Here is a 23,653-nt window from a genome sequence, read left to right on the forward strand (position 1 = left end):
TGATCTTATGTCGTGGGGGAATTCACGTTTGCGCGTTCGAACATGCCGAAAAGGTCACGCGGATCGTCCGGGTCTGCAACCATGTCCAGGTTGTCGAAAAAGGATGTGCCCTGTATCGCCCGGAGTACGTATCGCAGCGCGCTGAAATCTTCGATCGCAAAGCCGACACTGTCAAAGAGCGTGATCTGTTTGGCGTCTGTGCGACCCTTGGCTTTGCCGGAGATCACCTGCCAAAGCTCCGTCACCGGGTAATCGCCTTCAAGCTGCTGAATCTCGCCTTCGATGCGGGTCTGCGGCGGATATTCTACGAAAATTTCGGAGCGTAGCAAGATGTCGCTATGCAACTCGGTCTTGCCTGGGCAATCGCCCCCAATCGCATTGATATGCACACCGCTGCCGACCATGTTGTCGGTGAGGATCGTGGCATATTGTTTGTCCGCAGTGCAGGTTGTGATGATCTCCGCACCCAGGATAGCGTCTTGGCTGGAGGTGCATTGCACGGCATTCAATCCGCGCCGCTTGAGGTTTGTTGCGCAGCGTGCGGTTGCAGATGGGTCAATGTCATACAGCCGGACCGTATCGATGCCACAGATTGCCTGAAATGCCAGACACTGGAACTCCGACTGTGCGCCGTTGCCGATCATCGCCATCGTGCGCGCACCCTTTGGGGCCAGATGACGCGCGGCCATGGCGGAGGTCGCGGCAGTGCGCAGCGCAGTCAGGAGGGTCATTTCCGACAGCAGAATCGGATAGCCAGAATTCACACCGGCGAGCAGGCCGAAGGCGGTGACAGTCTGCAGACCTTCATGCGTGTTCTTTGGATGGCCGTTGACGTATTTGAAGCCGTACATATCGCCGTCGGATGTTGGCATCAGTTCAATCGCGCCCACGTCGGAATGGCTGGCGACACGCGGGGTCTTGTCGAACAATTCCCAGCGTTTGAAATCAGCCTCGATATCGGCGGCGAGGTCGGTCAGCACGTTCTCAATGCCGATATGATGGACAAGACCCATCATGTTTTGGACAGAAATGAAAGGCACGTAAGCAAGTTCAGACGGCAGCGGGGGCATTTGTATTTTCTTTCTGGCTTATGGCCATCAGGATGCCGGAGGTCAGGATCACTGCGATCCCCGCCAAGGCAAGTGGATTAGTCGCCGTGCCCCAAAGCACAAACGCCCAGAGGCATGCGAAGATCAGGAACGTGTATTCGAATACTGCCACCACAGCCGGATTCCCGATCCGGTACGCCTGGGCGATCAGTGTAACGGCAACAACAGCGCCGGCGGCCTGAAACAGGGTCAGCCAGAGAAAGCGTGCGCTCGGTGGAGACCAGGGTGCGGTGATGAAGGTATCGCCAGGCCAAAACGTGACGACGATCAGCATGACCAGACCGGCCGCGCCGATGGTAGCAAAGATTCCGATCGCCAGCGCAATTGCGCTTTCCTCTCTGCACCAGTGACGGGTGAGCATCATGCCCAAGCCGTAGAATAACCCGGCAGACAGTGGCATCAGAGACAATGTTGTCAGGTTGCCAAAGTCGGGCTGCAACAACATCAACGCGCCCGCAAAGCCGATCACCACCGCGAAGGCGCCCATCCCGCCGATCTTTTGACGGAAAAAGATAACCGATAGCAGCGCTACCCAGAGCGGTGCACTGAACAGGCCAGCTCCCGCCTGTGATACGGGCAAGGCGCCGAGCGAGGCGAAATAGATCAAGAGCCCAACCGACACCGCAAGGCTGCGAACAACCAGCCGAGGTACATTGACCGGGCGGATCACACGCCTCGATATCCGTGCGGCTATCAGCAGCAGCGGGATGGCGAACAGGGTACGAAACACCTGAAATTGCCATAAACCCGCTTCCTGGCTAACGACGCCGACGAAGTTGTCGATGAAACTGAGGATGGCGGAGGCTGCCATCGCCAACCCGACCGCCATCAACGTCTTGTCAGGCAGCATGGGTCGCCGCTTGTTTCAGCATCGCGTCCAAAACCTCATCAAGCCCGCGCACGGCGCCGTGTTGGAGATACTCGACCGCATTGAGCGAAGCCTGATGCGCCGCGAGACTGGATCCGGCGACGCAATCCTCTATCACCCGGCAGAAATAGTCGCCTTGGTGGGCGTCGACAAAGGTGTAATGCACACAGACATCCGTCAAACCGCCAACCAGGATGAGGGTTTCGGCCTTCAGCCCCTTGAGCAGGATTTCCAGGTCAGTGCCGTAGAAGGCCGAATAGCGGCGTTTGGAAATGCGGTAGTCATCTGGACGCATTCCCAGTTCTTCTTCAGCGAAGTCAGTCAGCGGGTTGCTGTCGAGGCAATGTACATCCTCGTCGCCGTCGGTTTCGCGGCCCATGTCGATCAGGTTGGCGCGGTGGATTTCCTGTATGAAGATCACAGGTATGCCGACCTCGCGCGCCTTGTCGATGGCGACCTTTGAGCGCGCCATCCGCTCTGCGTAGTCAGGCATGTGGGCGATGGCGCGCTTGTCGTCGGGAATGGGTGCAAAGGTCGACTTCTGGATGTCGATGACGATCAAAGCTGCGCGGCCTTCGATCAAATCGCGTTTCTTGGAGATGGCCATGGGAATACCTTTCGATGTGTGTGACTCGATGTGAATGTTTCGCTGTGCGCCAGGTCAGGCTGGCGCCTCGACTTTTGACGGCTTGGCCTCAACGCGCGGGCGCAAGTGACCGAGAAAACGCTTTTCGGCCAGCTTGAACAGAATGGAGATCAAGAAGACGATGGCCATGTAAAACACCATCGCGGTTAAGAAGCCTTCATAGGCCAAGTAATAGCGCCCGTTCAGCCATCGCCCGACACCCAAGAGATCCTGAAGGGTCACCGTACTTGCGATGACCGACCCGTGCAGGGTGAAGATGACCTCATTCGAATAGGCCGGGAGTGCACGGCGAAAGGCATTCGGCAGGACCACCAGCCGCATCCGCGTAAAGGGCGACATGCCGCAGGCTTTGGCGGCCTCGATTTCGCCGCGGGGCGTGGTTTCGATGGCTCCGCGTAAGAATTCTGTCGTGTAGGCTGCTGTATTGAGCGTGAAGGCGATCATCACGCACCACCAGGGGCTGGACAGGATCGGATCCCATAGGAAGCTGGTACGGACGGCTTCAAACTGACCGAGGCCGAAATAGAACAGGTAGACCTGCACCAGAAGCGGTGTTCCGCAGAATATGTAGGTGTAGATTCGGATCGCCGGGCTGAAGAATGGTTTACGATAGGCTCGCGCGATGGCCAGTGGCACAGCGATCAATCCGCCCACCAGAAGCGCTAGGAACGTCAGTTGCAGCGTCACCAGCGCACCTTCAAAAAACCGGCCGATATTGTCGTAGATCAGCAGGAAGTTGATCGGCGAGACGTTTTCGCTGATATGCGTTAGGTATTCGAGGAAGGTCCGTTCAGGTTCCATGGCTCAGGCCCTTCTCACGCCAGCGGAGTATCTGCGGTCAATCCAGCGCAGGATCAGATCCGACACTCCGGTGATGATCAGATAGATCACCAGCACCGCAATCATGAAGGTGAAAAGCTGATGGGTGGACCGGCCCGCCGAAAACGCATTCCACACCAGATCATGCAGCCCGATGACCGACACCAGCGCGGTGGATTTGACCAAAACCAGCCAGTTGTTCGTAAAACTTGGCAACGCAAAGCGCACCATCTGCGGCCAAGTCACGATACGGAAGATCTGCCCCGGTGACATGCCTATGGCTTTGCCTGCTTCGATCTGGCCGGTCGGAATGGCGAGGATCGCGCCGCGGAAGGTCTCAGTCATGTAGGCGCCGAAAATGAAGCCCAACGTCAGCGTCCCGGCAACGAACTGGTTGATCTCGACATAGCCCCAAAGTCCGGTCAAGGCACCAAGCTGGCTTACCAAAGTCTGACCACCAAAGAAGATCAGCATCATCAACACCAAATCGGGCACGCTGCGCACAAAAGTTGTGTAGATACTGCCGGCACGCCGGATGCCGCGTATTTGTGACAGCTTTGCAAAGGCACCCATCAGCCCGAGAACGATCGAAAGAAGCAAAGACAGGACTGCCAACGAGATTGTGACAATCGTGCCTTCGATCAGGATCTGTCGATATTCGATTATCACGTCCATGGGTTCGGTCCGTCATCCGGCGAAAAGAGAGTGGCAGGGACCGGAACGGCCCCTGCCCTTATGCGGGGTTATTTGCCGTAGATGTCGACGTCGAAATACTTGTCGTTGATCGCGGCGTAGGTGCCGTCTGCGCGGATCGCCTCGATGGCCGCGGTCAGCTCGCCTGCAAGTGGATCACCCTTGCGCACGGCAATGCCGGTGCCTTCACCAAGGCATTCAGGATCATCCACGTTCTCACCGAGGAAGGCAAAGCCCTCGCCCTGAGGCGTATTCAAAAAGCCATCCATGGCCTGCAGCGTATTGTTGAGCTGCATGTCCAAGCGACCTGCCACGAGATCAGCAAAAACGTCCTCTTGCGTGTTGTAGAGCCGCAGGTCGGCGTTCGGAAAAGCCTTCTCGACGTGACATTGCAGCGTGGTGCCACGCAGAACGCCGATCTTGACTCCATCGGTACCTTCGACGGTCATGTCGAATTCTGCGCCTTCTCGGGCAATGAAGCGAGATGGCGTATCATAGTATTTCTCGGTGAAGTCCACCTGCTTCTTACGGTCTTCGGTGATCGACATGGAGGCGACGATGGCATCGTATTTACGCGCCTGTAGCGCCGGGATCATCCCGTCCCATTCCTGTTCAACCAGTTCGCATTCACGCTCGAGCTGCGCGCAAAGCGCCAGCGCTATATCGATGTCGAATCCCGAAAGCGTACCATCGGCTTCCTTCATCGAAAATGGGGGATAGGCACCTTCGACACCGATGCGAAGTGTGTCTGCCGCCGCAGCGCCCCCGATGAATGTCATCGCGCAGGCGACTGTTGCGAGGAGTGTTTTCTTGAAGCTCATTTTTTGATTTCCCTTATTTGGACTGAGTTGAAAGGACCTCCCGGTTAGTGCCGGGTGTTCGAGAGGAACTCTTTGAAACGTGTCGATTTCGGGTCGGTAAACATCTGGTCTGGGTGACCCTGTTCTTCGATCAAACCCTGGTGAAGGAAGATCACCTGTGACGAGACATCTCGTGCAAAGGCCATCTCGTGCGTCACCACAACCATGGTGCGCCCCTCTTCAGCCAGCGACCTGATGACTTTCAGCACTTCACCCACCAATTCCGGATCGAGCGCAGAGGTCGGTTCGTCAAACAACATCACTTCGGGTTCCATTGCCAGGGCGCGGGCAATTGCCGCGCGTTGCTGCTGACCACCGGAGATATGTGCCGGGAAGTAGTCACGCCGCTCGTACATGCCGACGCGCTCAAGCACTTCGTGGGCTTTTTCGGTGGCCTCGGAGCGCGACTTTTTCAAGACGTGCATCGGCCCGGCAATGACGTTTTCCAGCACGGTCATGTGTGACCAGAGATTGAACGACTGGAAAACCATTGCGAGCCGGGCGCGAATACGCTCGACTTGGCGGGCATCGGATGGCTTGAACACGCCATGACGGTCGGTCGTCATCTTGATCTCTTCGCCATGCACGCTGATTACCCCGGAATTCGGCGTCTCAAGCAGGTTGATGCAGCGCAGAAACGTGCTTTTTCCTGATCCCGAAGATCCCAAGAGAGAAATCACATCTCCCTGACAGGCGCGGAGCGACACACCCTTAAGTACTTCCAACGCGCCAAAGGACTTGTGCAGATCGGTGACCACAAGCGAGGCATCGGCGGAAGAAGGAGTGGTGATATCAAGCATATGGCGTCCGTCTGGTGTTGGTGTTTTCTGAGGGATGGTAGCCGTCCACCGAGGTTTCGAAAAACGCATATAACTTGCCCTCAGCGAAGCTTTTCGCTACGCTGAGGGCATGGGAAACGCGCTCCGACATATGAATGCACTGCCTGTCTTCGAGGCAGCTGCACGGCATTCGAGTTTTGCCAAAGCCGGGGCCGAACTGAACGTCAGTCACAGCGTCATTAGCCAGCACATCCGCAATCTGGAACAGTGGCTCGGCACCGATTTGTTTGTTCGCCACGGCAATCGCGTTGAGTTGAGCGATGAAGGGCGTAACTTGTTGCCGCAGATCGCAAGTGGGCTGCAAACCTTGACCGACGCTTGCGAAACGGTGTTGCGGAAAACCCAAGCGGGCATCGTCGTTGTCAGCGCAGAGCCGGCGTTCGCATCACTCTGGCTGCGGAAGCGGATTACGGAGTTCTGCGAACTCTTTCCGAGAGTTGAAATTGACTTGCGTCCGGCGTGGACACCCGCCCAGATCGGCGATGGCCATGCGGACATGATCATTCACTTCGAGACCCGGATTCCCAAACGCGGAGTGGACCGAGACAACCTTTTCCCGATTGATGGATATCCCGCGGCAACAACCGACGTCCGCGATGCACTGCCACTGGTGGGATCCGCAATTGACTGGCACCGCGCTGAGCTTGTGCACGACAATGGAAAGGAGACCTGGCACAAGTGGTATGCAGCACATGAGCCCAAAAGCGAGGGTTGGCGCAAAGGCCGCATCCATTCGGACCTGTCACTTGCAATTGATGCGGCAGTGGACGGCGAAGGCGTCATCCTTGCGGATGACATACTTTGCCAGCGCGAGATTTCTTCGGGGCAGTTGGTGCGTCTTGACGACCGTTCGGTCCGATGCATCTGGTACCAGATTGCAATACCTAGAGGCACATCAAAGTCAGCGGCGTCGTCGTTCTTTAGAGATTGGCTAGTAGGCCAGACCCAAGACCTTCGCGAATGAAATCGAGCCCTTCGCGACCTATCTGCAAAACGCATACCAGCCCTGCAAAAATGGCACTTCTATAGACTCAAAATCAGGCCTACGTGCGGCTCAGGAAACATGCACATAGCCTCGGAGCCAAGAAATGTCTAACACCCTGAAAATCATGAAAGAAGCATCCATCATGATCGCGCTGACAATCGCAGTGGTTGCCGGCAACGTCACGCTCATGGTGATGTAAATTCAACAGGATTGGGTCGGTTCTTCGCGAGAAGAGAGAAGGCCTGATACTGTTGCAGCTTATGGGCTGTGCGGGTGACCATCCGCGCAGCCATTTTTCTAATCTTCGAACTCTCCTCTGCAGTCAGCCTCACCTCGCCGGTTGCAACACCCAGCGATAACACCGGTAAGCAGTTTCAGAAGAGAATTGTGCAATCGCATCTTGGCCACATGCTGCCAAAGTAACGGCGCGCTTGGTGTCCGAATAAATGTTGGCAGATGAGCCAACTCACTCGCCCGACTTGGTCATACATCGTATCGATTCCAACACGAATTGGGTGATCGGGATGTCTTCTTGACAACTAGAGCAAGAATTGGTCAACGGCTTTGCCCTGACCTTGAAGTCCCCATAAACCTCTTTGTTCATAATGGCTTGGTCGCCTTTGCACGCTCGCGGCATTCCCTAAATGAAGGTTCATAGACATCTGGCTTGTACCGCTTCGCAAACAAAAACTTGCCACATTGGAGTTTATTGCCCTATGCTTGACCGTAGGGTAGCCTATGTTCTTACTGCTGCCGCCAAAAAAAATAGCTCTATCAACCGACAGGAGGACTAAATGTCATTCACTTCTCGCCTTACAATGATGACTGCGGCGGCAGCTCTGCTTGCATCAGCTGCAGTAGCAGACACACGCCTACGGATCGCCGGAACAGTGCCCGCTGAGCATTTCGGGAACGCTGTTCTTGAACAGATGGCAAAGGACATTGAAGACGCGGGCGTAGGTCTCGACGTCAAATACTTCCCCGCAGGCCAACTTGGCTCAGGTGAAGAGCTGCTTGAAAGTGCCATCCGTGGTGAAGTGCAGATGGTTCATGCGACCGTCTACGCGCAAAAGGACCCACGCCTGGAGATCAACAGCCTCCCTTTCATGGTCACCACCAAAGCAGAGCTCGATGCGGTCTATGGTGACCCAGACTCGGAATATAACAAGATTTTGGAAGAGATTCTGACCTCCTTTGGCATTCAGCCACTCGGGACAATTGGCGAAGGCCTTATCGGCATGATCGCGACCCAGCGTCCGGCTGACCCGACGAACATCGGCAGTCAGGGCATGAACGTCCGTGCCTGGTCGTCACAGATTGCAAAGCAAACGATGGAAGAACTCGGATACAATGTGACAACTCTCAATTGGGCGGAAGTCTTCCCAGCTGTTCAAGCTGGAACTATCGATGGTGCCATCTGCTGTACGCCCGAATGGGCCTATACGACTTTCGCCGCCAGCGGCGTTGGCAACACCTATGTGCCTTACAATGCCTTCATCGAAAGTACGATGATCTATGCCAACAAGCGCTTCTATGACGGTCTGACCGATGAGCAGCGCGAAGTTGTTGCAAGGGAATCTGCAGAAGCCGCTGCTGAGATTAGCAAGCTGGCCTGGGAACGGAGCCAGGGCTTTGTGGAACAGTTGAAAGCAGCTGACTGGGAAATCGTCGAGTTCTCGCAGGAAGAACGTGACGCCATCAAGGCGCATATTCAGGCAACAGTTTGGCCAAATGTGGCAGACGTTGTCGGACAGGACATTCTTGATCGCCTGACCGCAAACTGAAGCCTCGTGAAGTGGGTCGCTCTCCCCGGCCCACTTCGCCAATCCTGGAGCGGTCCCCGTGATAGAACTCGCTGATCAATTGCCTCCGAGAGTCGGGGCAACCGTCAAACAATTGTTGAAGATCAAGTCATTCTTTCTGATCATTTCGACCTTCATTCTGGCACTCACCTTTTTCTTGGTCGTTGTTTTTCGCTACATCCTCGAGAGCGACCTCTTTGCTTACGAAGAATGGCTTCTGCCAATGTGTTTTTGGCTGTTCTTTCTCGGCAGCGCAGTTGGCACTTACGACGATACGCAGATCAAGGCGGACATCCTCGAGGAGTGGTTCAAGAATCCCCGCGCCATTTGGATGCGTCGTGTGATCCTGACTGCAATCGAACTGATTATTACGATCTTCCTTGTTTATTGGGCCGTTCTCATGCTCCGTGACGAGCTGGCGTCCTATCCGCAATGGCAGACGACCATCGCATTGCGTATTCCCTTCTTTGTCCCGCGTCTGGGTATCTTTGTGGGTCTTGTGTTCATGGCGCTCTACAGCGCGCTCCACCTCTACGTCCTTCTGAAACTCGGCGTTGATGCTTTTGCCAAACAACTTGAGGCCGATGCAGAAGCCAAGCGCGTTGAACGGGAGGCCGAGCAATGATTATCGCATTTTCCGTTTTGCTGATCTGTGTTCTGCTCTTTGCAGGCATCTCCGTACCGTTGGCCTTTGGCGGCGTGCTGATCTTTCTGGCCTACACTGGTGGTCATGATGTCTCTGGTTTTATGCCCACCGGGCATTGGAAGCTGAATACCGTCGTCATCCTCGTGATCCCGCTCTTCATCCTTGCAGGCGATATCATGAAGAACGGCCGGATTGCCGCTCCGATCGTTGACTTGGCCGAAATGCTGCTTGGGCGTATCCGTGGTGGTCTTTCTGGCGCATCGGTGGTGGCAAGTGCAATGTTTGGTGCCATCTCTGGCAGCGGTGCTGCCACATTGACGTGCATCGGCGCTGTTATGATGCCGCATCTTCGCAGGGCGAAATATCCAGAAGGCTTCTCTGCTGCGCTGCTGGTTGCCGCCAGCCCGCTTGGCCTGCTCATTCCACCAAGCTCTGCGCAGTTGATCTACGCCTGGTTGACGCAGCAATCCGTTCTAAAGTGTTTTCTGGCAACGGTTCTTCCAGGGATTATCGTCGCTTCGCTGCTCGTGATCATCAACCTCATCATGATGCGTAAACAGACCGATATTGTCCTACCAGAACATCAGGAACAATTCGTCAAAGCCTTCAGCAAGAAATCCTTGGCGGCCTTCCCGGCGCTGATGATGCCCATCATCATTTTGGGCGGCATCTATGGTGGCATCATGACGCCTACTGAGGCCGCTGGTGTTGCCGTGATCTACGCAATCCCGATCGGGTTCTTTGTCTACAAAGGGCTAAACTGGAAGATCTTTATGGACACGTTGAAGGAATCATCCGTCACGATTGGTGTGGTCATGGTGATGATCTTCATGGTGTTGATCGTCAGCCGATTCCTGATCTTCGAAGACATCCCCGGATTGGCACAGGACTTGATCTTCTCGATTTCGGACAACCCGGTTGTGGTGCTCTTGATGATCAACCTCACAATGATCCTCATTGGCATGATCATGGATGACTTCAGCGGTCTGATCTTGAGCGCTACTTTGCTCTTGCCGATTGCCACGAGCGTCGGCGTGGACCCAATCCATTTCGCGGCGATCCTCGGTGTGAATCTTGGCATGGGAAACATCACACCGCCGACTGCGCCGCTGTTGTTCCTCGGAGCACGTGTAACGGGTGCACCGGTGCAGAAAATGCTTGGGCCGACGATGATTTTCATCATCTTCGCTTGGTTGCCGACGCTTGCGCTCACAACCTTTGTGCCCGGCGTGGCGCTTTGGTTGCCTGAGCTGTTGCTCGGATAAGAGAGGGAGCGGTATTGATGACGCGGCACTATTCTGCTCTCTCACTCCTTCGAGAAGGTCTCAAAGGGCATACAGGCTGGGCCCCGCTTTGGCGGAGCCCAGCACCCAAAGACACCTATGATGTCGTCATTGTCGGCGGCGGGGGCCACGGGTTGGCCACGGCCTATTATCTGGCCAAGAACCACGGCGTGACCAATGTCGCCGTGATCGAGAAAGGCTGGCTTGGTGGGGGCAATACCGGGCGAAACACGACCGTTATCCGCTCCAACTATTTCTACCCTGAAAGCACGGCGCTGTATGATCTTTCGGTGCGGCTCTATGAAGGCTTGTCGCGCGACATCAATTACAATGTGATGTTCTCTCAACGCGGCATGATGGTGCTGGCCCATTCCGATGCAGAAATGGAAATGGCTGCACGTACGGTCAATGCCATGCAACTGGGTGGCGCGGATGCCGAACTTCTGGGCGCCAAAGAGGTCCAGAAAAAAGCACCCGTCCTGAATTTCCGGAACGATGCACGTTATCCGATCCATGGTGCGATTTTCCAGGGACGGGGCGGCACCGGACGTCATGACGCTGTGGCCTGGGGCTATGCGCGTGCGGCGGACAGACTTGGTATCGACATCATTCAGAACTGCGAAGTGACCGGGTTTCTGATTGAAGGCGGTGTCTGTAAAGGCGTCGAGACAACTCAAGGCCTGATCCGGGCGGGCAGCGTGGGCGTTGCCACTGCGGGACATTCATCCGTACTTGCCAAAATGGGCGGCTACAAATTGCCACTGCATTCCTATGCGTTGCAGGCCTTCGTCACAGAAGCGATCAAACCCTTCATGGACACCGTTGCCTTCTCTCCCATGACGGGAAGCTATTTCAGCCAATCCGACAAGGGCGGGTTGGTGATTGGTGGCGGGCTTGATCGGGTTCCATCATACGGCCAGCGTGGCAACATGCCGATGCAGGAAACGGTATTGGCCGGCATCATCGACATGGCCCCTGCCCTCGCCAAGGTGAAGCTCTTACGCCATTGGGCGGGGATCGTGGATGTCAGCCCCGACAGCTCCCCATTAATCGGGCCGTCCGGGACTGAGGGGATCTATATCAATTGCGGATGGGGCACGGGCGGGTTCAAGGCCATTCCGGCGGGCGGATACCTCTTTGCCCATTTGCTTGCCAATGGCGCGCATCACGACATCAGCCGACCCTTTGATCCAGGTCGGTTTAACACCGGTCACCTCATCGATGAGGCCGCTGGTTCTGGCATTGCACATTGAGGATAGAATTGAATGCAGCAGTTCCCCTGCCCCTTTTGCGGATTGCGCGACGAGCGAGAGTTTCACTTCGCCGGTGAAGCCGGGAAAACCCGACCGGACACAACCAAAGAGATCAGCGACGCCGATTGGACGGCGTATCTGTATTACTGCACCAATGCCAAGGGTCCATCCCGCGAAATCTGGGTGCATACAACCTGCCAGGAATACTTTGCCATGACGCGGGACACGGTCTCGATGGAAGTCCTATCGACGGAAGCCTTGAACGAGGATGCGGCATGAGCGGGGTGCGGATCAAAGAAGCAGGTCTGATTGACCAAAGCAAACCCATCAAGTTCACCTTTGATGGCAAGACCTATCGTGGATTTGAAGGTGATACGGTCGCGTCCGCTTTGTTGGCTACTGGTCTGCGCGTCTTTGCGCGCAGTTTCAAATATCACAGGCCACGCGGCGTTTGGGGGGCCTGGTCAGATGATCCCAATGCGATTGTCGATATCGCGTTGAATGGAATTTCCTATCCCAATTGTCAGGCCACGACGACGGCTCTGGCCGAGGGCATGGAGGTCCGCTCGATCAATGCCTGGCCGTCGGCAGAGCGCGATGTGAAAGGCATTCTGGACCTGGCACACCGGTTCCTGCCGGCCGGGTTCTACTATAAGATGTTCATGTGGCCCGACTGGCACCTGTTTGAGCCAATGATCCGCAAGATGGCCGGTCTCGGAACGCTCGAAAGAGAAGTGTCGGACCAGTTCCAAGCCTCAATCCTGCACGAACATTGTGATACACTTGTGGTCGGAGGGGGCCCTGCCGGTTTGACGGCAGCGCGCGTGGCCGCCGAAGCGGGCAAGTCGGTTACGCTGATCGATGATCACGCGGAACTGGGGGGCAGTCTTTTCCGCATGGCCAACGCCAGTGGCTTGAACGCCTCGGATTGGGTCGCGGAACAAACCGTTGCCATCCAAACTGCAGGCGGTCGCATCCTGACCGCTACCACTGCCATCGGTGTCTACGACCACCGCATGATGTCGCTGGTCACAGATCGCGGTTTGGGCACAGCACCTATCATGCGTAAAATGCGGGCCGATCACGTCATCATCGCAACCGGTGCCATTGATCGACCCGTTACCTTCGTGAACAATGATCGCCCCGGCATCATGTCCGTTGATGCGGGCATTGAATACCTTGCGCGCTATGGAGTTCGGGCGGGAGGGAAAATTGCCATTCTGACCAACCGTCCCGATATGGCGGCGAACCTTGCGCAGTTAGAGGCAGCTGGCGCGTCCATCACTGTCGTGGACGCCGCTACGGTGCACATCCAAGCGACCGGCACAAAGTCCGTCACAGGCCTCGTTGCCGGTGGGAAGACCATCAGCTGCGACACAGTCTTGGCCTCGGCCGGACAAACCCCACTTATTCACCTTTGGCGTCATGCCGGTGGCAAGCTCGCGTGGGACGAGGACCGGCAAACTTTTATTCCGTCGGAAGGCCCGAACTGGATGCGCGTGATTGGCGCTGCTGCAGGCAAGTTTGATTTTGATGTTGCAGTTCAAGAAGCCACAACAGCGGCCCTGAAGGCCCCCGCCCCGCCGCGTTCAATCTACAAAGTCACGCCCCTTAAACCCGACTTGACGGGCAAGGGTCGGCAGTGGATCGATTTGCAACACGATGTCACGCTCAAGGACGTGGCGCTGGCACACCGCGAAAATATGGTTTCGGTCGAGCATCTCAAACGGTACACGACACTAGGAATGGCTGGGGATCAGGGCAAGACGTCTAACATCGCAGGCCTCTCGGCGATGGCCGAGCTAAAGGGGCAGAGCATCCCTGAAGTCGGCACGACGACCTTCCGCCCGCCATTTGTTCCGGTCCCGCTTGAAGCGTATCGCGGGGCGAAACGTGATCGGCAGATGGCCCCGCTGAAACGCCTTGCGCTTGAACCGGAGCACCGCGCGCTTGACGCTGCGATGGGGGAATATGGCGGATGGCTGCGGCCGGCCTGGTATGGCGGTGATGACGAAAAGACGGCAGTCGTGCGCGAATGTAAGATTGCCCGCGAAGCTGCCGCGATCATGGATGGGTCGGCTCTGGGTGCTATCGAGGTGATCGGCCCGGATGCACGAGACTTCGTCAATTTCGTCTACTACAACACCATGTCCAACCTGAAACCGGGGCGAGATCCGCTACGGCTTCATGCTGAGCGAGTCCGGGTTGGTCTTTGACGATGGGGTGATGGCCTGTGTCGACGATACGCGCTTCATTATTTCCTGCTCGTCTTCGCACGCAGACGCGGTCATGGCACATCTTGAGCATTGGCGGCAGGATTCCTTTGATCCCAAGCGCGTACATATCCACGACACGACAGTGAACTGGTCCACGGTGACAATCGCAGGTCCAAAGGCGTCAGACATCGTTGCAGAGCTCGGCGTGCTCGAGAACTTGCGCGACTTTCCACATATGTCGCTCAGATTTGGAGACTTTGAGGGCGAAGAAACCCGTGTCGCCAGGGTCAGCTTTACGGGCGACACGAGTTTTGAGATCTCGGTTCGCAACGACCATGCGACAGCGCTTTGGCGTAAGACGTTGGAAATTGGAACGAAACACGGCGCAGGCCCAGTTGGGGCAGAAGCCCTGACGGTTCTGCGTGCTGAAAAAGGCTACATCCTCGTAGGCAAGGATACTGATGGCGAAACCATGCCGCACGATCTGGGCTTTGGAGCACCACGTCTCAAGAAATCCGCGGCCTTCGTAGGCGACAGGAGCCTACATTCGGAAAAAGCCAACAGTGCAGCCCGCAAGCAGCTTGTTGGCCTCATCGTCAAGGATGGTGAGCCAATGCTCCCTATTGGTGCCCACATAGTGCGCAACAAAAACGGCAAACGCCGCTCTGTCGGCTATGTCACCACTAGTCACGATAGCCCAACATTGGGTCGGCCAATCGCCCTTGCCCTTTTGGAGGGTGGTGAACACGCGATGGGAGAACCAGTCGATCTTTGGCACTTGGGCCAAGCTCGCAGTGCCAAGATAGCGACGTCCTGCGCCTATGATCAAGAGGGGGCACGGATTGATGCGTGATGATCGCAACAGATGGCCCGTCGCGGTAGAATCTGAACGACCGAACTTAGTTCGTGACACGATCTCTTTACGCTATGTATCTCCGGCCAGACAAACCGTCATCAGCGGTAGCTTCGAAGACTGCTTGGCTCTGAGTGGACTTGAAACAGCTGTTGGCGGCGGCTCCGGTTTTGCCAGTGGCGAAACTTACGCTCTGCGTCAAAGACGTGATCGTGTTGTTGTGGTCAATGGCCCTGACATTGCCGATGGCTGGCATTCTGCGCACAACGTTGGGGTGTCGGACATGACATCGGCTTATTCTGTGATCGAAATGACCGGGGCCAGAGTCGAACAGCTGATCGCAACTGGAACCGAATTTAATGGTGATCACGCGTCGGCCTCCGTTTCTCGGCTTTGGCATGGTTTTGGCGTCCTTCTCTATCGGCACGGAGCGAAGGACGTGTTTCGGATGCATGTCCGAAGCGCGCTTGCTGAGGCGGTATGGGACATGTTTGAGCGTCAGATCGACAGTCTGGCCAGTGTCTGGGCCGATCAAAGAGATATTGGTGAGATGACAAAGGACATGGACGGCGCTAAATTGACCTGCAAAGAAGCAAGTTAAAAGAAAAGGATAGGGACTTCAGGTGAACGCCAGAAAAAGAGCACCAAAATCCGGCACGATCTCGGCTCAGGATTGGATCGATGCTTCGCGCGCCGTCTTGATCAAGCGCGGGATATCGGCGGTCAAGGTTGAACCTCTTGCAAAGAAACTTGGCGTGACCCCAGGCAGCTTCTATTGGCACTTCAAGAACCGTGATGCCCTTTACCGCGCACTGCTCAAAGACTGGCTGGCCACAAATGTGCATCCGTTTATCGAGGCACTGGAAGAAGCCGCAGAATGCCCCAAAGCACAGTATCTTGCGCTCGCATATGTCTGGGTATTGAGCCCTCAATTCGATGCACCGCTGGACGTTGCCATTCGAGAATGGGGGAAAACCTCCAAACTCGCGGCGCGCACCATGAAATATGTCGATCACAAGCGCATATCGCTTTATCAATGGGTGTTCGAAGGTTTTGGACATGATCCGATGTCTGCCATCGTCCGTGCGCGCACCATGTATTTTCACCAGATTGGCTATTATGCGATGCGTGTTGATGAAGACCCGGACAAGCGTCTCCTTCAGATCCCCCACTACGCCGAAATCATCGCCGGAGACACCTGGCTTCGTGATCTTGAAACGCCCGAAGCGATTGAAGCGGCTCTTGTTGAATTTCCGCGGCGAGAGAGCCTCGCAGATCGGATCGCGCGCCGCCGCCACGCTGGGGTCAGCTAGCTTTGCAGGTCCGGAAAGACGTGAGTCTGTTTGACCACGCCGTAGACGAAGCTTGTATCGATTGAATTGATACAGCCTATCTCGTGCAGGCGCTGGCGCACAAACCGCTCGTAATCCTCGAGATCTTCAACCACAACACGTAGGAAATAGTCAGCCGCCCCAGTCATCACAAAGCACTCGAGAACTTCGGGGATCTTACAGACTTCTGCCTCAAAAAGTTGAACTGTCTCGCCAGTGTGCGCGTTCAATGTGACCCGGACAAACACCATGATTGGAAACCCGTAAGCCTTCGCGTCGACATCGATGCTGTAGCCTTTGATGACACCATTCTGCTCAAGGTTGCGTAGCCTTCGCAGGCAAGGTGACGGGGACAAGTTGACGTTCTCGGCAAGATCGAGATTCGTGATGCGCCCGTTCTTTTGAAGAGCGCGAATGATCTTGCGATCCGTAGCGTCAATTTTGGCTTCTTTTGGCATAAAATGCTAATCTCACTATTCTTTGGGGCTAATATAACAACCTAATGCCTTTTGATCCATCCTAATATGCCTGACGTGTCAGGAGGATAGATCATGCAAACGGACAGGACAGGCTTTTCGACGCGGGCGATCCATCATGGGTATGATGCCGCAGCGCATCAAGGATCTCTCAACCCACCGGTCTATATGACATCGACGTTCACGTTTGAGACTGCCGAGGCTGGCGGGGCAATGTTCGCAGGGGAGCAGGCAGGGCACTTTTACAGCCGCATCTCAAATCCGACGCTCGACCAGTTGGAGCAGCGTATCGCAAATCTTGAAGATGCAGAGGCAGGTCTGGCCACCGCGTCGGGTATGGGGGCGATCAGTTCGGTATTCTGGACGTTCGTTGCCGCTGGCGACGAAGTCATCATCGATAAGACGCTCTATGGGTGCACCTTCGCCTTTCTGACTCACGGGCTGCCAAGGTTTGGTGTGACCGTCACGCCGGTTGATCTGACCGACCCTGCCAACCTGGAAAGTGCGATCACAGACCGCACCAAAATCGTTTACTTCGAGACCCCCGCAAATCCCAACAACCGTCTTGTGGACATCGCCGCAATTTCCCGGATCGCCCATGAGAAGGGTGCGAAGGTGGTTGTCGACAACACCTATGCGACGCCTGTCCTGACGCGACCGTTGGAACATGGCGCGGACATCGTTCTACATTCAGCGACTAAGTACCTTGGCGGCCATGGTGACCTGGTGGCAGGCCTCGTTGTTGGGTCCACCGAAGATATGAAACAGATTCGGCTTATCGGGCTGAAGGATATGACTGGGGCAGTTATGGCGCCCTTGACCGCCATGCTAATCCTACGCGGTTTGAAGACGCTCGAGCTGCGGGTCGAGCGGCACTGCCAATCGGCCAGGCGCATCGCGCGAATGCTGGAAGAGCATCCGGCCGTGGAGCGCGTGCACTACCCCGGTCTTGATAGCTTCCCACAGGGCGACCTTGCGCGCCGTCAAATGTCGGATTTCGGGGGCATGATCCCGTTTGAGGTGATCGGAGGCAAGGCTGGCGGTATCGCAATGATGAACCGCCTCAAGCTTATCCAACGTGCTGTGAGCCTCGGGGATGCTGAAAGCCTGATCCAGCATCCTGCATCAATGACCCATTCCACCTACACACCAGAAGAACGCGCCGAACACGGGATTGCTGAGGGTTTAGTACGCCTCTCCGTCGGTCTCGAAACCGCTGACGATTTGATTGACGACCTGATGGCGGCGTTGTCGCAACACAACGCCATTGCTGCCGAATAACGCTTACGTGCGGAGGACCCTATGACCGAAAAACGACTCTACGGCGATGCCACGAGCCAGCCTGCGAAACGCCAGACAGGGCGCTGGATCAACGAGCTGGACCGTGCCCGCAAATCGGGTCCCTTTCTGGAGGCACATCCCATGGACAACATGGGCATGTCGACCAAGGCTGTCCACGCGGGCACCCATGACGATCCGCGCACCGGTGCTGTCGGCACACCTATCTACCAGACATCGACCTTCATTCTGCACGAGGAGACCTATGGGTCGATCGAAGAGGGGTTCGGACGCGATCGCTTCATTTACACACGCTATGGCAACCCGTCCCAATGGGCTGTGCAAGAAAAACTGGCGACGCTCGAGGGCGCGGAAAGCGCAATTGTCTTCAGTTCCGGTATGGCGGCGATCACCGCAGCCGTGATGGCCATGGTCGATAAGGGCGCACATGTGGTGGCGGCAAGCGACCTTTACGGCGGCACCTATAACCTCTTCAATCAGGAATTTCCGTCGCTGGGGATGTCGGCAACCCTGGTCGACAGCTATGACCTCGAAGCCATCGAGGCAGCGATCCAGCCGAATACCCAGATCCTCTATTTCGAGGTGATCACCAATCCGGTGCTCAAAGTGGTCGATATCCCCGCGCTGGTGGATATCGCAAAACGGCACAACTTGCGCCTGATCGTGGACAGCACCTTTGCCCCTCCCCCGGTGATGAAGCCGTTGGAGATGGGCGTCGATCTTGTTGTGCATTCTGCCTCCAAGTACCTTAACGGCCACTCCGATCTCATCGCCGGTGTTGTGTGCGGCCCCCGCAAATTGGTCGACATGATTTGGCCAAGACTGCTCAACTATGGCGGCTCTCTCGACCCTCATGCTTGCTTCTTGTTGGAGCGCGGGCTCAAGACGCTCGATATTCGTATGAAGGCCCATGAAGCCTCGGCAACCGCCCTGGCGGAGTTCCTAGAAACGCATCCGGCCGTTGAAAACGTGCTCTATCCTATGCTGCCCAGTCACCCCGATCACACGCGCGCCAAAGAGCTGATGAAGATGGGGACGGGCAATGTGACTTTCTTTGTGAAAGGGGGCGATCAGGCAGCTCTTACGCTTATGGATAAGCTGCACCTGCCAAAACAGGCCACGAGCCTTGGGGGCATCGAAAGCCTGATCAGCCTGCCCTTTAACTCCTCACAGGCGACAATGACCAGCCGCCAACGTGCTGACATTGGCATTCACCCTGGCTGTGTCCGACTCTCTGTTGGTATCGAAGACCCCGCCGACCTGATCGCTGATTTTGATCAGGCTCTTACCGCCATTTCCACTATGAAAGGGGCCGCATAGTGCGCAACTCCATCCCCACCGCCGCCCTCAGTGAGTTCGTCAACGAAGTCGCAGGCAATCCCGAAGAAGGTCTGATGAGCTATGGTATCGAGGTCGATTGGGAAAGCGGCACCCGTGCGCGCACGTCTACCAAGCCGATGCTTGTCGGCCCCCACAAGGTCAGCCGTTCCTTTGTCTGGAAAGCGGATGAACCGCGCCAATTGATGGGCAACAACCACGGGCCGAACCCGCAGGAACTGCTGCTGTCAGGCCTTGGGTCCTGCATGATGGTGGCCTTTGTTGCGGGTGCGACAACCGAAGGCATCCAGCTTGAATCGGTGAAAATCGACTTTGATGGCACGCTGGACCTGCGTGGTTTTATGGGGCTCGGCACCAACGCGCCCGTCGGCTTCCCGGAGATCCGTTACACGATCCATGTGACCGGTGATGGCACGCCCGAACAGTTTGAAGAGCTTCACAAGAAGGCCGTCAAACACAGCCCGAATGCCCAGACGATTATCAATCCTGTCTCTTTGTCAGGCGATATCGTTGTGAGCCAGATCGAAGACTAAGACCCGACCGGGAGTCCCGCCATGACCGTTTCGCGCAATCATCTGAAGACCGTAGAACAACTGTTGCTGTGGCATTCGCATTGGATGATCCACCACGCCAACCATATCCGGCCCAAGGTCGACGGGATCAAGATCGGCGGGCACCAGGCCTCGTCCGCGTCCATGGTGTCGATCATGACGGCGCTCTATTTCTCGGCCTTGCGGCCCGAAGACCGCGTGGCTGTCAAACCCCACGCCTCGCCCGTGTTTCACGCCGCACAATACCTGATGGGCAATCAGACCCGCGAAAAGATGGAAGACTTCCGGGGTTTGGGTGGGGTGCAAAGCTATCCATCGCGTACCAAGGATATCGACGATGTGGATTTCTCAACCGGTTCTGTTGGTTTGGGTGTTGCGATCACATCCTTCGCGTCGATCATTCAGGATTACATCGCGGCCAAGGATTGGGGCAAAGGTGCGCCAATGGGGCGCATGGTCGCCTTGGTCGGGGATGCCGAGCTGGACGAGGGCAATATCTATGAAGCTCTGCAAGAGGGCTGGAAGAACGACCTGCGCAACACGTGGTGGATCATCGACTATAACCGCCAGTCGCTGGACGGAATTGTCCGTGAAGGCTTGTTCGAACGTGTCGAGAAGATCTTTGATGCGTTCGGCTGGGACGTGGTGCGCGTCAAGCACGGCGCTTTGCAACGCGCGGCCTTTGAGGAACCGGGCGGCGATAAGCTGCGCGACTGGATTGATGCTTGCCCCAATCAGGAATACTCGGCTCTGACCTTCATGGGCGGTGCTGTCTGGCGCAAGCGGCTCATGGACGATTTGGGCGATCAGGGCGATGTCACAGCGCTGATCGACCGGCGCAGCGATGACGAATTGGCCGCGCTGATGGAAAATCTCGGAGGCAACTGCGTCTCCACGATGGCCGACACCTTCGATGCCATCGACCACGACCGGCCAACCTGTTTTCTGGCTTATACGATCAAGGGCTGGGGGACGCCCATTGCCGGGCACAAGGACAACCATGGCGGCTTGATGAACAAGACCCAATTCGCGGAATGGCAAAAGCATATGGGTGTGGCAGAGGGTCAGGAATGGGAGCGCCTCGCAGGTGTCAAGGATATCGCGGCCATAGAGGCCTTCCTCAAGGAGGCTCCATTTTTCGCCAGCGGTCCGCGCCGCTTCAACGATGCCAAGATTGCCGTTCCTGCAATCGACTTCAGCAGCGACCGCGAAATCTCCACTCAGGCTGCCTTCGGCAAGATCCTTGATGATCTCTCCAAAGGTGACAGCGATTTGGCCGCGCGGATCGTGACAACTTCACCCGATGTGACGGGAACGACGGGCTTGGCGTCCTGGGTCAATCGTCGCAAGCTATTTGCACGCGCGGAGCAGGCGGATGCCTTCATCGAACACCGCATCCCTTCCACGGCGAAATGGGCCTTCACGCCAGAAGGACAGCATATCGAGCTTGGCATCGCCGAAATGAACCTGTTCCTGCTTCTGGGCGCTGCGGGCCTGTCGCATTCGCTCTTTGGCAAGCGTCTTTTGCCGATCGGTACGGTCTATGATCCCTTCGTACATCGTGGTCTCGATGCCATGAACTATGCTTGTTACCAAGACGCGCGGTTCATGATCGTCGGCACGCCCTCGGGTGTGACGCTTGCGCCCGAAGGCGGTGCGCACCAGTCCATCGGAACACCCCTGACCGGGATGAGCCAGGATGGATTGGCGAGCTTTGAGCCGGCCTTTGCCGATGAGCTGGCCGTGATCATGGAATGGGCCTTTGACTACATGCAACGCGACGGTGAGGGGGATCCCGATGAGCGTACATGGCTTAGGGATGAGACCGGCGGCAGCATCTATCTACGCCTGACGACAAACCCGATTGAGCAGCCTGGCAAACGTCACGACGACGCCTTTCGGCAAGGTGCCATCGATGGGGCCTACTGGCTGCGCAAGCCGGGACCAAACTGCGATGTTGTGATCGCCTATCAGGGTGCAGTGGCCTCTGAAGCGATCAAGGCAGCGGGCATGATCGGCGAAGGACGACGCGACATTGGCGTGCTGGCTGTGACCTCAGCGGACAGATTGAACGCGGGTTGGACAGCCGCGCAACGCGCGCGGTCACGGGGTAACGACCGGGCAAAGTCACATATCGAAACACTCATGGGAGACCTGCCCCCTCACTGCAAGATTGTCTCGGCGATTGATGGCCATCCTGCGACGCTGGCTTGGCTAGGCGGCGTGGCGGGTCATCAGACCATTTCACTGGGTGTGGAGCACTTTGGTCAAACCGGGACAATCGGCGATCTCTACAAACATCACGGGATCGATGCCGCGTCTATCGTGGAAAAAGTGCAAGGATTGACGGACGGTCGGCATATCCAGATTTCTGCGGCTGTTTGAGCGCGCCTACATCATTGCCTGGTGGACTAAAGGAAAGGAGGACTGCGACAAGCATGGTCACTTTCTATAGGTGCACCCTGCCCGCGGCCATCTAAGGCCAGGCGTCTGCGTGAGGCGCATGTATGCCCACTAAGCCTTGGTGTTTATTGCCGCTGTGATTTCAGATCATCAGAACCATTCGAACGCGATCTTCAAGATCGTCCAGGAGGCGTTCCGCGGTCCAACCCGCGCGGCTACGATGAACGTGACCCTGACGCATGTCATGGAGTAGTCGTGCTCGATCCTGGGATGGGAAGTCCTTTGGCAAATTGCCATGTGATTTTTCTTTTTCGAACCTTGCGGCAAGCCGAGTGTCCGTTTCCTGAATAGCCTTTTCCATGCGCTCCGCTACGCCCTCAACCTCACCCACAGTTGTGGCTACGCAGGACGCCAAAAAACAACCGCGCGGGGCACCCTCTTGCTGGGTGGAGTGTGAAACGACGGATGTCAGAAAGCCGCGGACGGCATCCTCAATCGATGCCGCGCCCTCAAAGGCAACGATCGGTGCGCAACCATCGACATCGGCGTAGCGGTCGATGGTCTTGAGGTAGAGCTCACGCTTGTCGCCAAACGCCGCATATATGCTTGGCCCGCTGATTTTCATCGCGGCGGTCAGGTCTTTCATGGAAGTTGCGGCATACCCCTTTGTCCAAAAAGCGTTCATCGCTGCCATCAGCGCTTCGTTCTCGTCGAATGTACGCGGCCTTCCTAATTTTTTTGTATCGTTCAAAATAAAAGTCCTTGACTGCCTTTGCGCTTTATTTATGTATCGATTGATAGATAAGTCAAGGAGCCCATTCATGTCATCCATAAAGCCCGCGCCCGGTGGATCATTTCCGGCTGTCGAAGTCCCCTCGCTCGACGGAGGTAGCATTCGGTTGGGTGAGGCGAGCGACGGATACGATTGGCAATTGATTGTCGTCTATCGCGGCAAGCACTGCCCGATCTGCACACGCTATTTGCGCGAAGTGAACGAGATCGTCCGATCGCTAAAGGAACTGCGTATCGAAGTTGTTGCGGTCTCTGCGGACAGCAAGGAACGGGCCACCAGTCAGATTGCCGACGTCTCCCCGAGTTACCCGGTCGCCTATGGCCTGACAATCGACCAGATGCAGGCGCTTGGCCTTTATATCTCCAGCCCGCGCCATGGCATTGATGTGGAGGGTCCATTTGCTGAACCGGGTCTTTTCGTGGTGAACGAGGACCGCGAGTTGCGCATGGTCGATGTTTCAAACGCCCCTTTCCTTCGCCCTCAGCTACCATCCGTGGTCAGTGGCCTCCGGTTTATGCGTAGGATGACTGAGGCGTTCCCGGCGAACGGTACATACGCTTGAAACACCGCCGACCCAATAATCCCCGAAA

Annotated in this window: 24 protein-coding genes; 15 read left to right on the plus strand and 9 right to left on the minus strand. The window is 56.3% G+C overall.

Features of this window, described 5'->3' with window-relative positions:
- Positions 1-5: 5 nt before the first annotated feature.
- The 7 genes from RZS32_RS18645 to RZS32_RS18675 all read right to left on the minus strand — a co-directional run bounded on the left by RZS32_RS18645 (position 6) and on the right by RZS32_RS18675 (position 5,795).
- Entirely contained in the window at positions 6-1,070 is a 1,065-nt protein-coding gene (locus tag RZS32_RS18645) for an ornithine cyclodeaminase (protein WP_317054411.1), read from the minus strand.
- A complete protein-coding gene (locus tag RZS32_RS18650) occupies positions 1,051-1,959 on the minus strand; it encodes a DMT family transporter (protein ID WP_317054410.1) in 909 nt (302 codons plus the stop codon). Before RZS32_RS18650 ends, RZS32_RS18645 begins: the two co-directional genes overlap by 20 nt.
- Positions 1,949-2,584 carry a cysteine hydrolase family protein gene (locus tag RZS32_RS18655; RefSeq protein ID WP_317054409.1) on the minus strand — a complete coding sequence of 212 codons (636 nt, stop codon included), beginning with the start codon at positions 2,582-2,584 and terminating at the stop codon, positions 1,949-1,951. The genes RZS32_RS18650 and RZS32_RS18655 overlap by 11 nt, the downstream gene beginning before the upstream one ends.
- 54 nt (positions 2,585-2,638) lie before the next feature.
- Positions 2,639-3,424 carry an ABC transporter permease gene (locus tag RZS32_RS18660; protein ID WP_317054408.1) on the minus strand — a complete coding sequence of 262 codons (786 nt, stop codon included), beginning with the start codon at positions 3,422-3,424 and terminating at the stop codon, positions 2,639-2,641.
- Positions 3,425-3,427: 3 nt separating this feature from the next.
- Complete coding sequence (locus RZS32_RS18665; RefSeq protein WP_422395978.1) at positions 3,428-4,111, minus strand: ABC transporter permease; 684 nt, start codon at positions 4,109-4,111, stop codon at positions 3,428-3,430.
- A gap of 74 nt (positions 4,112-4,185) precedes the next feature.
- Positions 4,186-4,956, minus strand: a complete 771-nt coding sequence (locus tag RZS32_RS18670; RefSeq protein WP_317054407.1) for a transporter substrate-binding domain-containing protein — start codon at positions 4,954-4,956, stop codon at positions 4,186-4,188.
- 44 nt (positions 4,957-5,000) lie between these two features.
- Positions 5,001-5,795, minus strand: a complete 795-nt coding sequence (locus RZS32_RS18675) for an ABC transporter ATP-binding protein (RefSeq protein WP_317054406.1) — start codon at positions 5,793-5,795, stop codon at positions 5,001-5,003.
- 130 nt (positions 5,796-5,925) lie between these two features.
- Here RZS32_RS18675 and RZS32_RS18680 point away from each other — a divergent pair, with 130 nt between their 5' ends.
- The 10 genes from RZS32_RS18680 to RZS32_RS18725 all read left to right on the plus strand — a co-directional run bounded on the left by RZS32_RS18680 (position 5,926) and on the right by RZS32_RS18725 (position 16,185).
- On the plus strand, positions 5,926-6,798 hold the full coding sequence (locus tag RZS32_RS18680; protein ID WP_339106915.1) for a LysR family transcriptional regulator: 873 nt from the start codon (positions 5,926-5,928) through the stop codon (positions 6,796-6,798).
- A gap of 815 nt (positions 6,799-7,613) precedes the next feature.
- Positions 7,614-8,603: a TRAP transporter substrate-binding protein DctP gene (dctP, locus tag RZS32_RS18685; RefSeq protein WP_317054404.1), complete on the plus strand. Its 990-nt coding sequence runs from the start codon at positions 7,614-7,616 to the stop codon at positions 8,601-8,603.
- A 58-nt stretch (positions 8,604-8,661) separates the two neighbouring features.
- Positions 8,662-9,246 carry a TRAP transporter small permease gene (locus tag RZS32_RS18690; protein ID WP_339106916.1) on the plus strand — a complete coding sequence of 195 codons (585 nt, stop codon included), beginning with the start codon at positions 8,662-8,664 and terminating at the stop codon, positions 9,244-9,246.
- Complete coding sequence (locus RZS32_RS18695) at positions 9,243-10,532, plus strand: TRAP transporter large permease (protein WP_317054402.1); 1,290 nt, start codon at positions 9,243-9,245, stop codon at positions 10,530-10,532. The genes RZS32_RS18690 and RZS32_RS18695 overlap by 4 nt, the downstream gene beginning before the upstream one ends.
- A 17-nt stretch (positions 10,533-10,549) precedes the next feature.
- Positions 10,550-11,803, plus strand: a complete 1,254-nt coding sequence (locus RZS32_RS18700; protein WP_317054401.1) for a sarcosine oxidase subunit beta family protein — start codon at positions 10,550-10,552, stop codon at positions 11,801-11,803.
- 12 nt (positions 11,804-11,815) lie between these two features.
- Positions 11,816-12,082 (plus strand): sarcosine oxidase subunit delta, encoded by a 267-nt coding sequence (locus RZS32_RS18705; RefSeq protein WP_317054400.1) that lies wholly within the window; start codon positions 11,816-11,818, stop codon positions 12,080-12,082.
- Positions 12,079-14,019 carry a 2Fe-2S iron-sulfur cluster-binding protein gene (locus RZS32_RS18710; protein WP_339106917.1) on the plus strand — a complete coding sequence of 647 codons (1,941 nt, stop codon included), beginning with the start codon at positions 12,079-12,081 and terminating at the stop codon, positions 14,017-14,019. The genes RZS32_RS18705 and RZS32_RS18710 overlap by 4 nt, the downstream gene beginning before the upstream one ends.
- Positions 13,991-14,872 carry an aminomethyltransferase family protein gene (locus RZS32_RS18715; RefSeq protein WP_339106918.1) on the plus strand — a complete coding sequence of 294 codons (882 nt, stop codon included), beginning with the start codon at positions 13,991-13,993 and terminating at the stop codon, positions 14,870-14,872. The genes RZS32_RS18710 and RZS32_RS18715 overlap by 29 nt, the downstream gene beginning before the upstream one ends.
- Complete coding sequence (locus tag RZS32_RS18720; protein ID WP_317054398.1) at positions 14,865-15,473, plus strand: hypothetical protein; 609 nt, start codon at positions 14,865-14,867, stop codon at positions 15,471-15,473. The genes RZS32_RS18715 and RZS32_RS18720 overlap by 8 nt, the downstream gene beginning before the upstream one ends.
- A 22-nt stretch (positions 15,474-15,495) precedes the next feature.
- Positions 15,496-16,185: a TetR/AcrR family transcriptional regulator gene (locus RZS32_RS18725; RefSeq protein ID WP_317054397.1), complete on the plus strand. Its 690-nt coding sequence runs from the start codon at positions 15,496-15,498 to the stop codon at positions 16,183-16,185.
- Here RZS32_RS18725 and RZS32_RS18730 read toward each other — a convergent pair.
- Positions 16,182-16,661: an Lrp/AsnC family transcriptional regulator gene (locus RZS32_RS18730; RefSeq protein ID WP_299210655.1), complete on the minus strand. Its 480-nt coding sequence runs from the start codon at positions 16,659-16,661 to the stop codon at positions 16,182-16,184. The two genes, RZS32_RS18725 and RZS32_RS18730, sit on opposite strands and share 4 nt — an antisense overlap.
- 93 nt (positions 16,662-16,754) lie before the next feature.
- On the opposite strand from RZS32_RS18730, the gene RZS32_RS18735 reads away from it, so the two are divergent.
- Genes RZS32_RS18735 through RZS32_RS18750 form a run of 4 tightly spaced genes read left to right on the plus strand, consistent with a single transcriptional unit; the run spans position 16,755 to position 22,252 of the window.
- Entirely contained in the window at positions 16,755-17,960 is a 1,206-nt protein-coding gene (locus tag RZS32_RS18735; protein WP_317054396.1) for a methionine gamma-lyase, read from the plus strand.
- A 21-nt stretch (positions 17,961-17,981) separates the two neighbouring features.
- A complete protein-coding gene (locus RZS32_RS18740; RefSeq protein WP_317054395.1) occupies positions 17,982-19,298 on the plus strand; it encodes a trans-sulfuration enzyme family protein in 1,317 nt (438 codons plus the stop codon).
- The gene (locus RZS32_RS18745) at positions 19,298-19,849 is read left to right on the plus strand and encodes an OsmC family protein (protein ID WP_317054394.1); all 552 of its coding nucleotides are present in this window, start codon (positions 19,298-19,300) and stop codon (positions 19,847-19,849) included. The genes RZS32_RS18740 and RZS32_RS18745 overlap by 1 nt, the downstream gene beginning before the upstream one ends.
- 21 nt (positions 19,850-19,870) lie before the next feature.
- The gene (locus tag RZS32_RS18750) at positions 19,871-22,252 is read left to right on the plus strand and encodes a 1-deoxy-D-xylulose-5-phosphate synthase N-terminal domain-containing protein (protein WP_317054393.1); all 2,382 of its coding nucleotides are present in this window, start codon (positions 19,871-19,873) and stop codon (positions 22,250-22,252) included.
- Between the two features lie 160 nt (positions 22,253-22,412).
- Here the strand turns inward: RZS32_RS18750 and RZS32_RS18755 are convergent, their stop codons facing one another.
- Positions 22,413-23,102, minus strand: a complete 690-nt coding sequence (locus tag RZS32_RS18755) for a TetR/AcrR family transcriptional regulator (RefSeq protein WP_317054392.1) — start codon at positions 23,100-23,102, stop codon at positions 22,413-22,415.
- Between RZS32_RS18755 and RZS32_RS18760 the strand changes: the two genes are divergently transcribed.
- A complete protein-coding gene (locus tag RZS32_RS18760) occupies positions 23,092-23,625 on the plus strand; it encodes a peroxiredoxin-like family protein (RefSeq protein WP_317054391.1) in 534 nt (177 codons plus the stop codon). The genes RZS32_RS18755 and RZS32_RS18760 overlap by 11 nt on opposite strands.
- The last annotated feature ends 28 nt before the right edge of the window (positions 23,626-23,653 follow it).

Origin of the sequence: Roseovarius sp. W115, assembly GCF_032842945.2 — a bacterium.
Classification (GTDB): domain Bacteria; phylum Pseudomonadota; class Alphaproteobacteria; order Rhodobacterales; family Rhodobacteraceae; genus Roseovarius; species Roseovarius rhodophyticola.

Bases quoted from the DNA above. Each gene is read 5' to 3' on its own strand.
- RZS32_RS18645 (WP_317054411.1), bottom strand. From the start codon at position 1,070: ATGCCCCCGCTGCCGTCTGAACTTGCTTACGTGCCTTTCATTTCTGTC.
- RZS32_RS18650 (WP_317054410.1), bottom strand. From the start codon at position 1,959: ATGCTGCCTGACAAGACGTTGATGGCGGTCGGGTTGGCGATGGCAGCC.
- RZS32_RS18655 (WP_317054409.1), bottom strand. From the start codon at position 2,584: ATGGCCATCTCCAAGAAACGCGATTTGATCGAAGGCCGCGCAGCTTTG.
- RZS32_RS18660 (WP_317054408.1), bottom strand. From the start codon at position 3,424: ATGGAACCTGAACGGACCTTCCTCGAATACCTAACGCATATCAGCGAA.
- RZS32_RS18670 (WP_317054407.1), bottom strand. From the start codon at position 4,956: ATGAGCTTCAAGAAAACACTCCTCGCAACAGTCGCCTGCGCGATGACA.
- RZS32_RS18675 (WP_317054406.1), bottom strand. From the start codon at position 5,795: ATGCTTGATATCACCACTCCTTCTTCCGCCGATGCCTCGCTTGTGGTC.
- RZS32_RS18680 (WP_339106915.1), top strand. From the start codon at position 5,926: ATGAATGCACTGCCTGTCTTCGAGGCAGCTGCACGGCATTCGAGTTTT.
- dctP (WP_317054404.1), top strand. From the start codon at position 7,614: ATGTCATTCACTTCTCGCCTTACAATGATGACTGCGGCGGCAGCTCTG.
- RZS32_RS18695 (WP_317054402.1), top strand. From the start codon at position 9,243: ATGATTATCGCATTTTCCGTTTTGCTGATCTGTGTTCTGCTCTTTGCA.
- RZS32_RS18700 (WP_317054401.1), top strand. From the start codon at position 10,550: ATGACGCGGCACTATTCTGCTCTCTCACTCCTTCGAGAAGGTCTCAAA.
- RZS32_RS18705 (WP_317054400.1), top strand. From the start codon at position 11,816: ATGCAGCAGTTCCCCTGCCCCTTTTGCGGATTGCGCGACGAGCGAGAG.
- RZS32_RS18710 (WP_339106917.1), top strand. From the start codon at position 12,079: ATGAGCGGGGTGCGGATCAAAGAAGCAGGTCTGATTGACCAAAGCAAA.
- RZS32_RS18715 (WP_339106918.1), top strand. From the start codon at position 13,991: ATGCTGAGCGAGTCCGGGTTGGTCTTTGACGATGGGGTGATGGCCTGT.
- RZS32_RS18720 (WP_317054398.1), top strand. From the start codon at position 14,865: ATGCGTGATGATCGCAACAGATGGCCCGTCGCGGTAGAATCTGAACGA.
- RZS32_RS18730 (WP_299210655.1), bottom strand. From the start codon at position 16,661: ATGCCAAAAGAAGCCAAAATTGACGCTACGGATCGCAAGATCATTCGC.
- RZS32_RS18735 (WP_317054396.1), top strand. From the start codon at position 16,755: ATGCAAACGGACAGGACAGGCTTTTCGACGCGGGCGATCCATCATGGG.
- RZS32_RS18740 (WP_317054395.1), top strand. From the start codon at position 17,982: ATGACCGAAAAACGACTCTACGGCGATGCCACGAGCCAGCCTGCGAAA.
- RZS32_RS18750 (WP_317054393.1), top strand. From the start codon at position 19,871: ATGACCGTTTCGCGCAATCATCTGAAGACCGTAGAACAACTGTTGCTG.
- RZS32_RS18760 (WP_317054391.1), top strand. From the start codon at position 23,092: ATGTCATCCATAAAGCCCGCGCCCGGTGGATCATTTCCGGCTGTCGAA.
- RZS32_RS18755 (WP_317054392.1), bottom strand. From the start codon at position 23,102: ATGGATGACATGAATGGGCTCCTTGACTTATCTATCAATCGATACATA.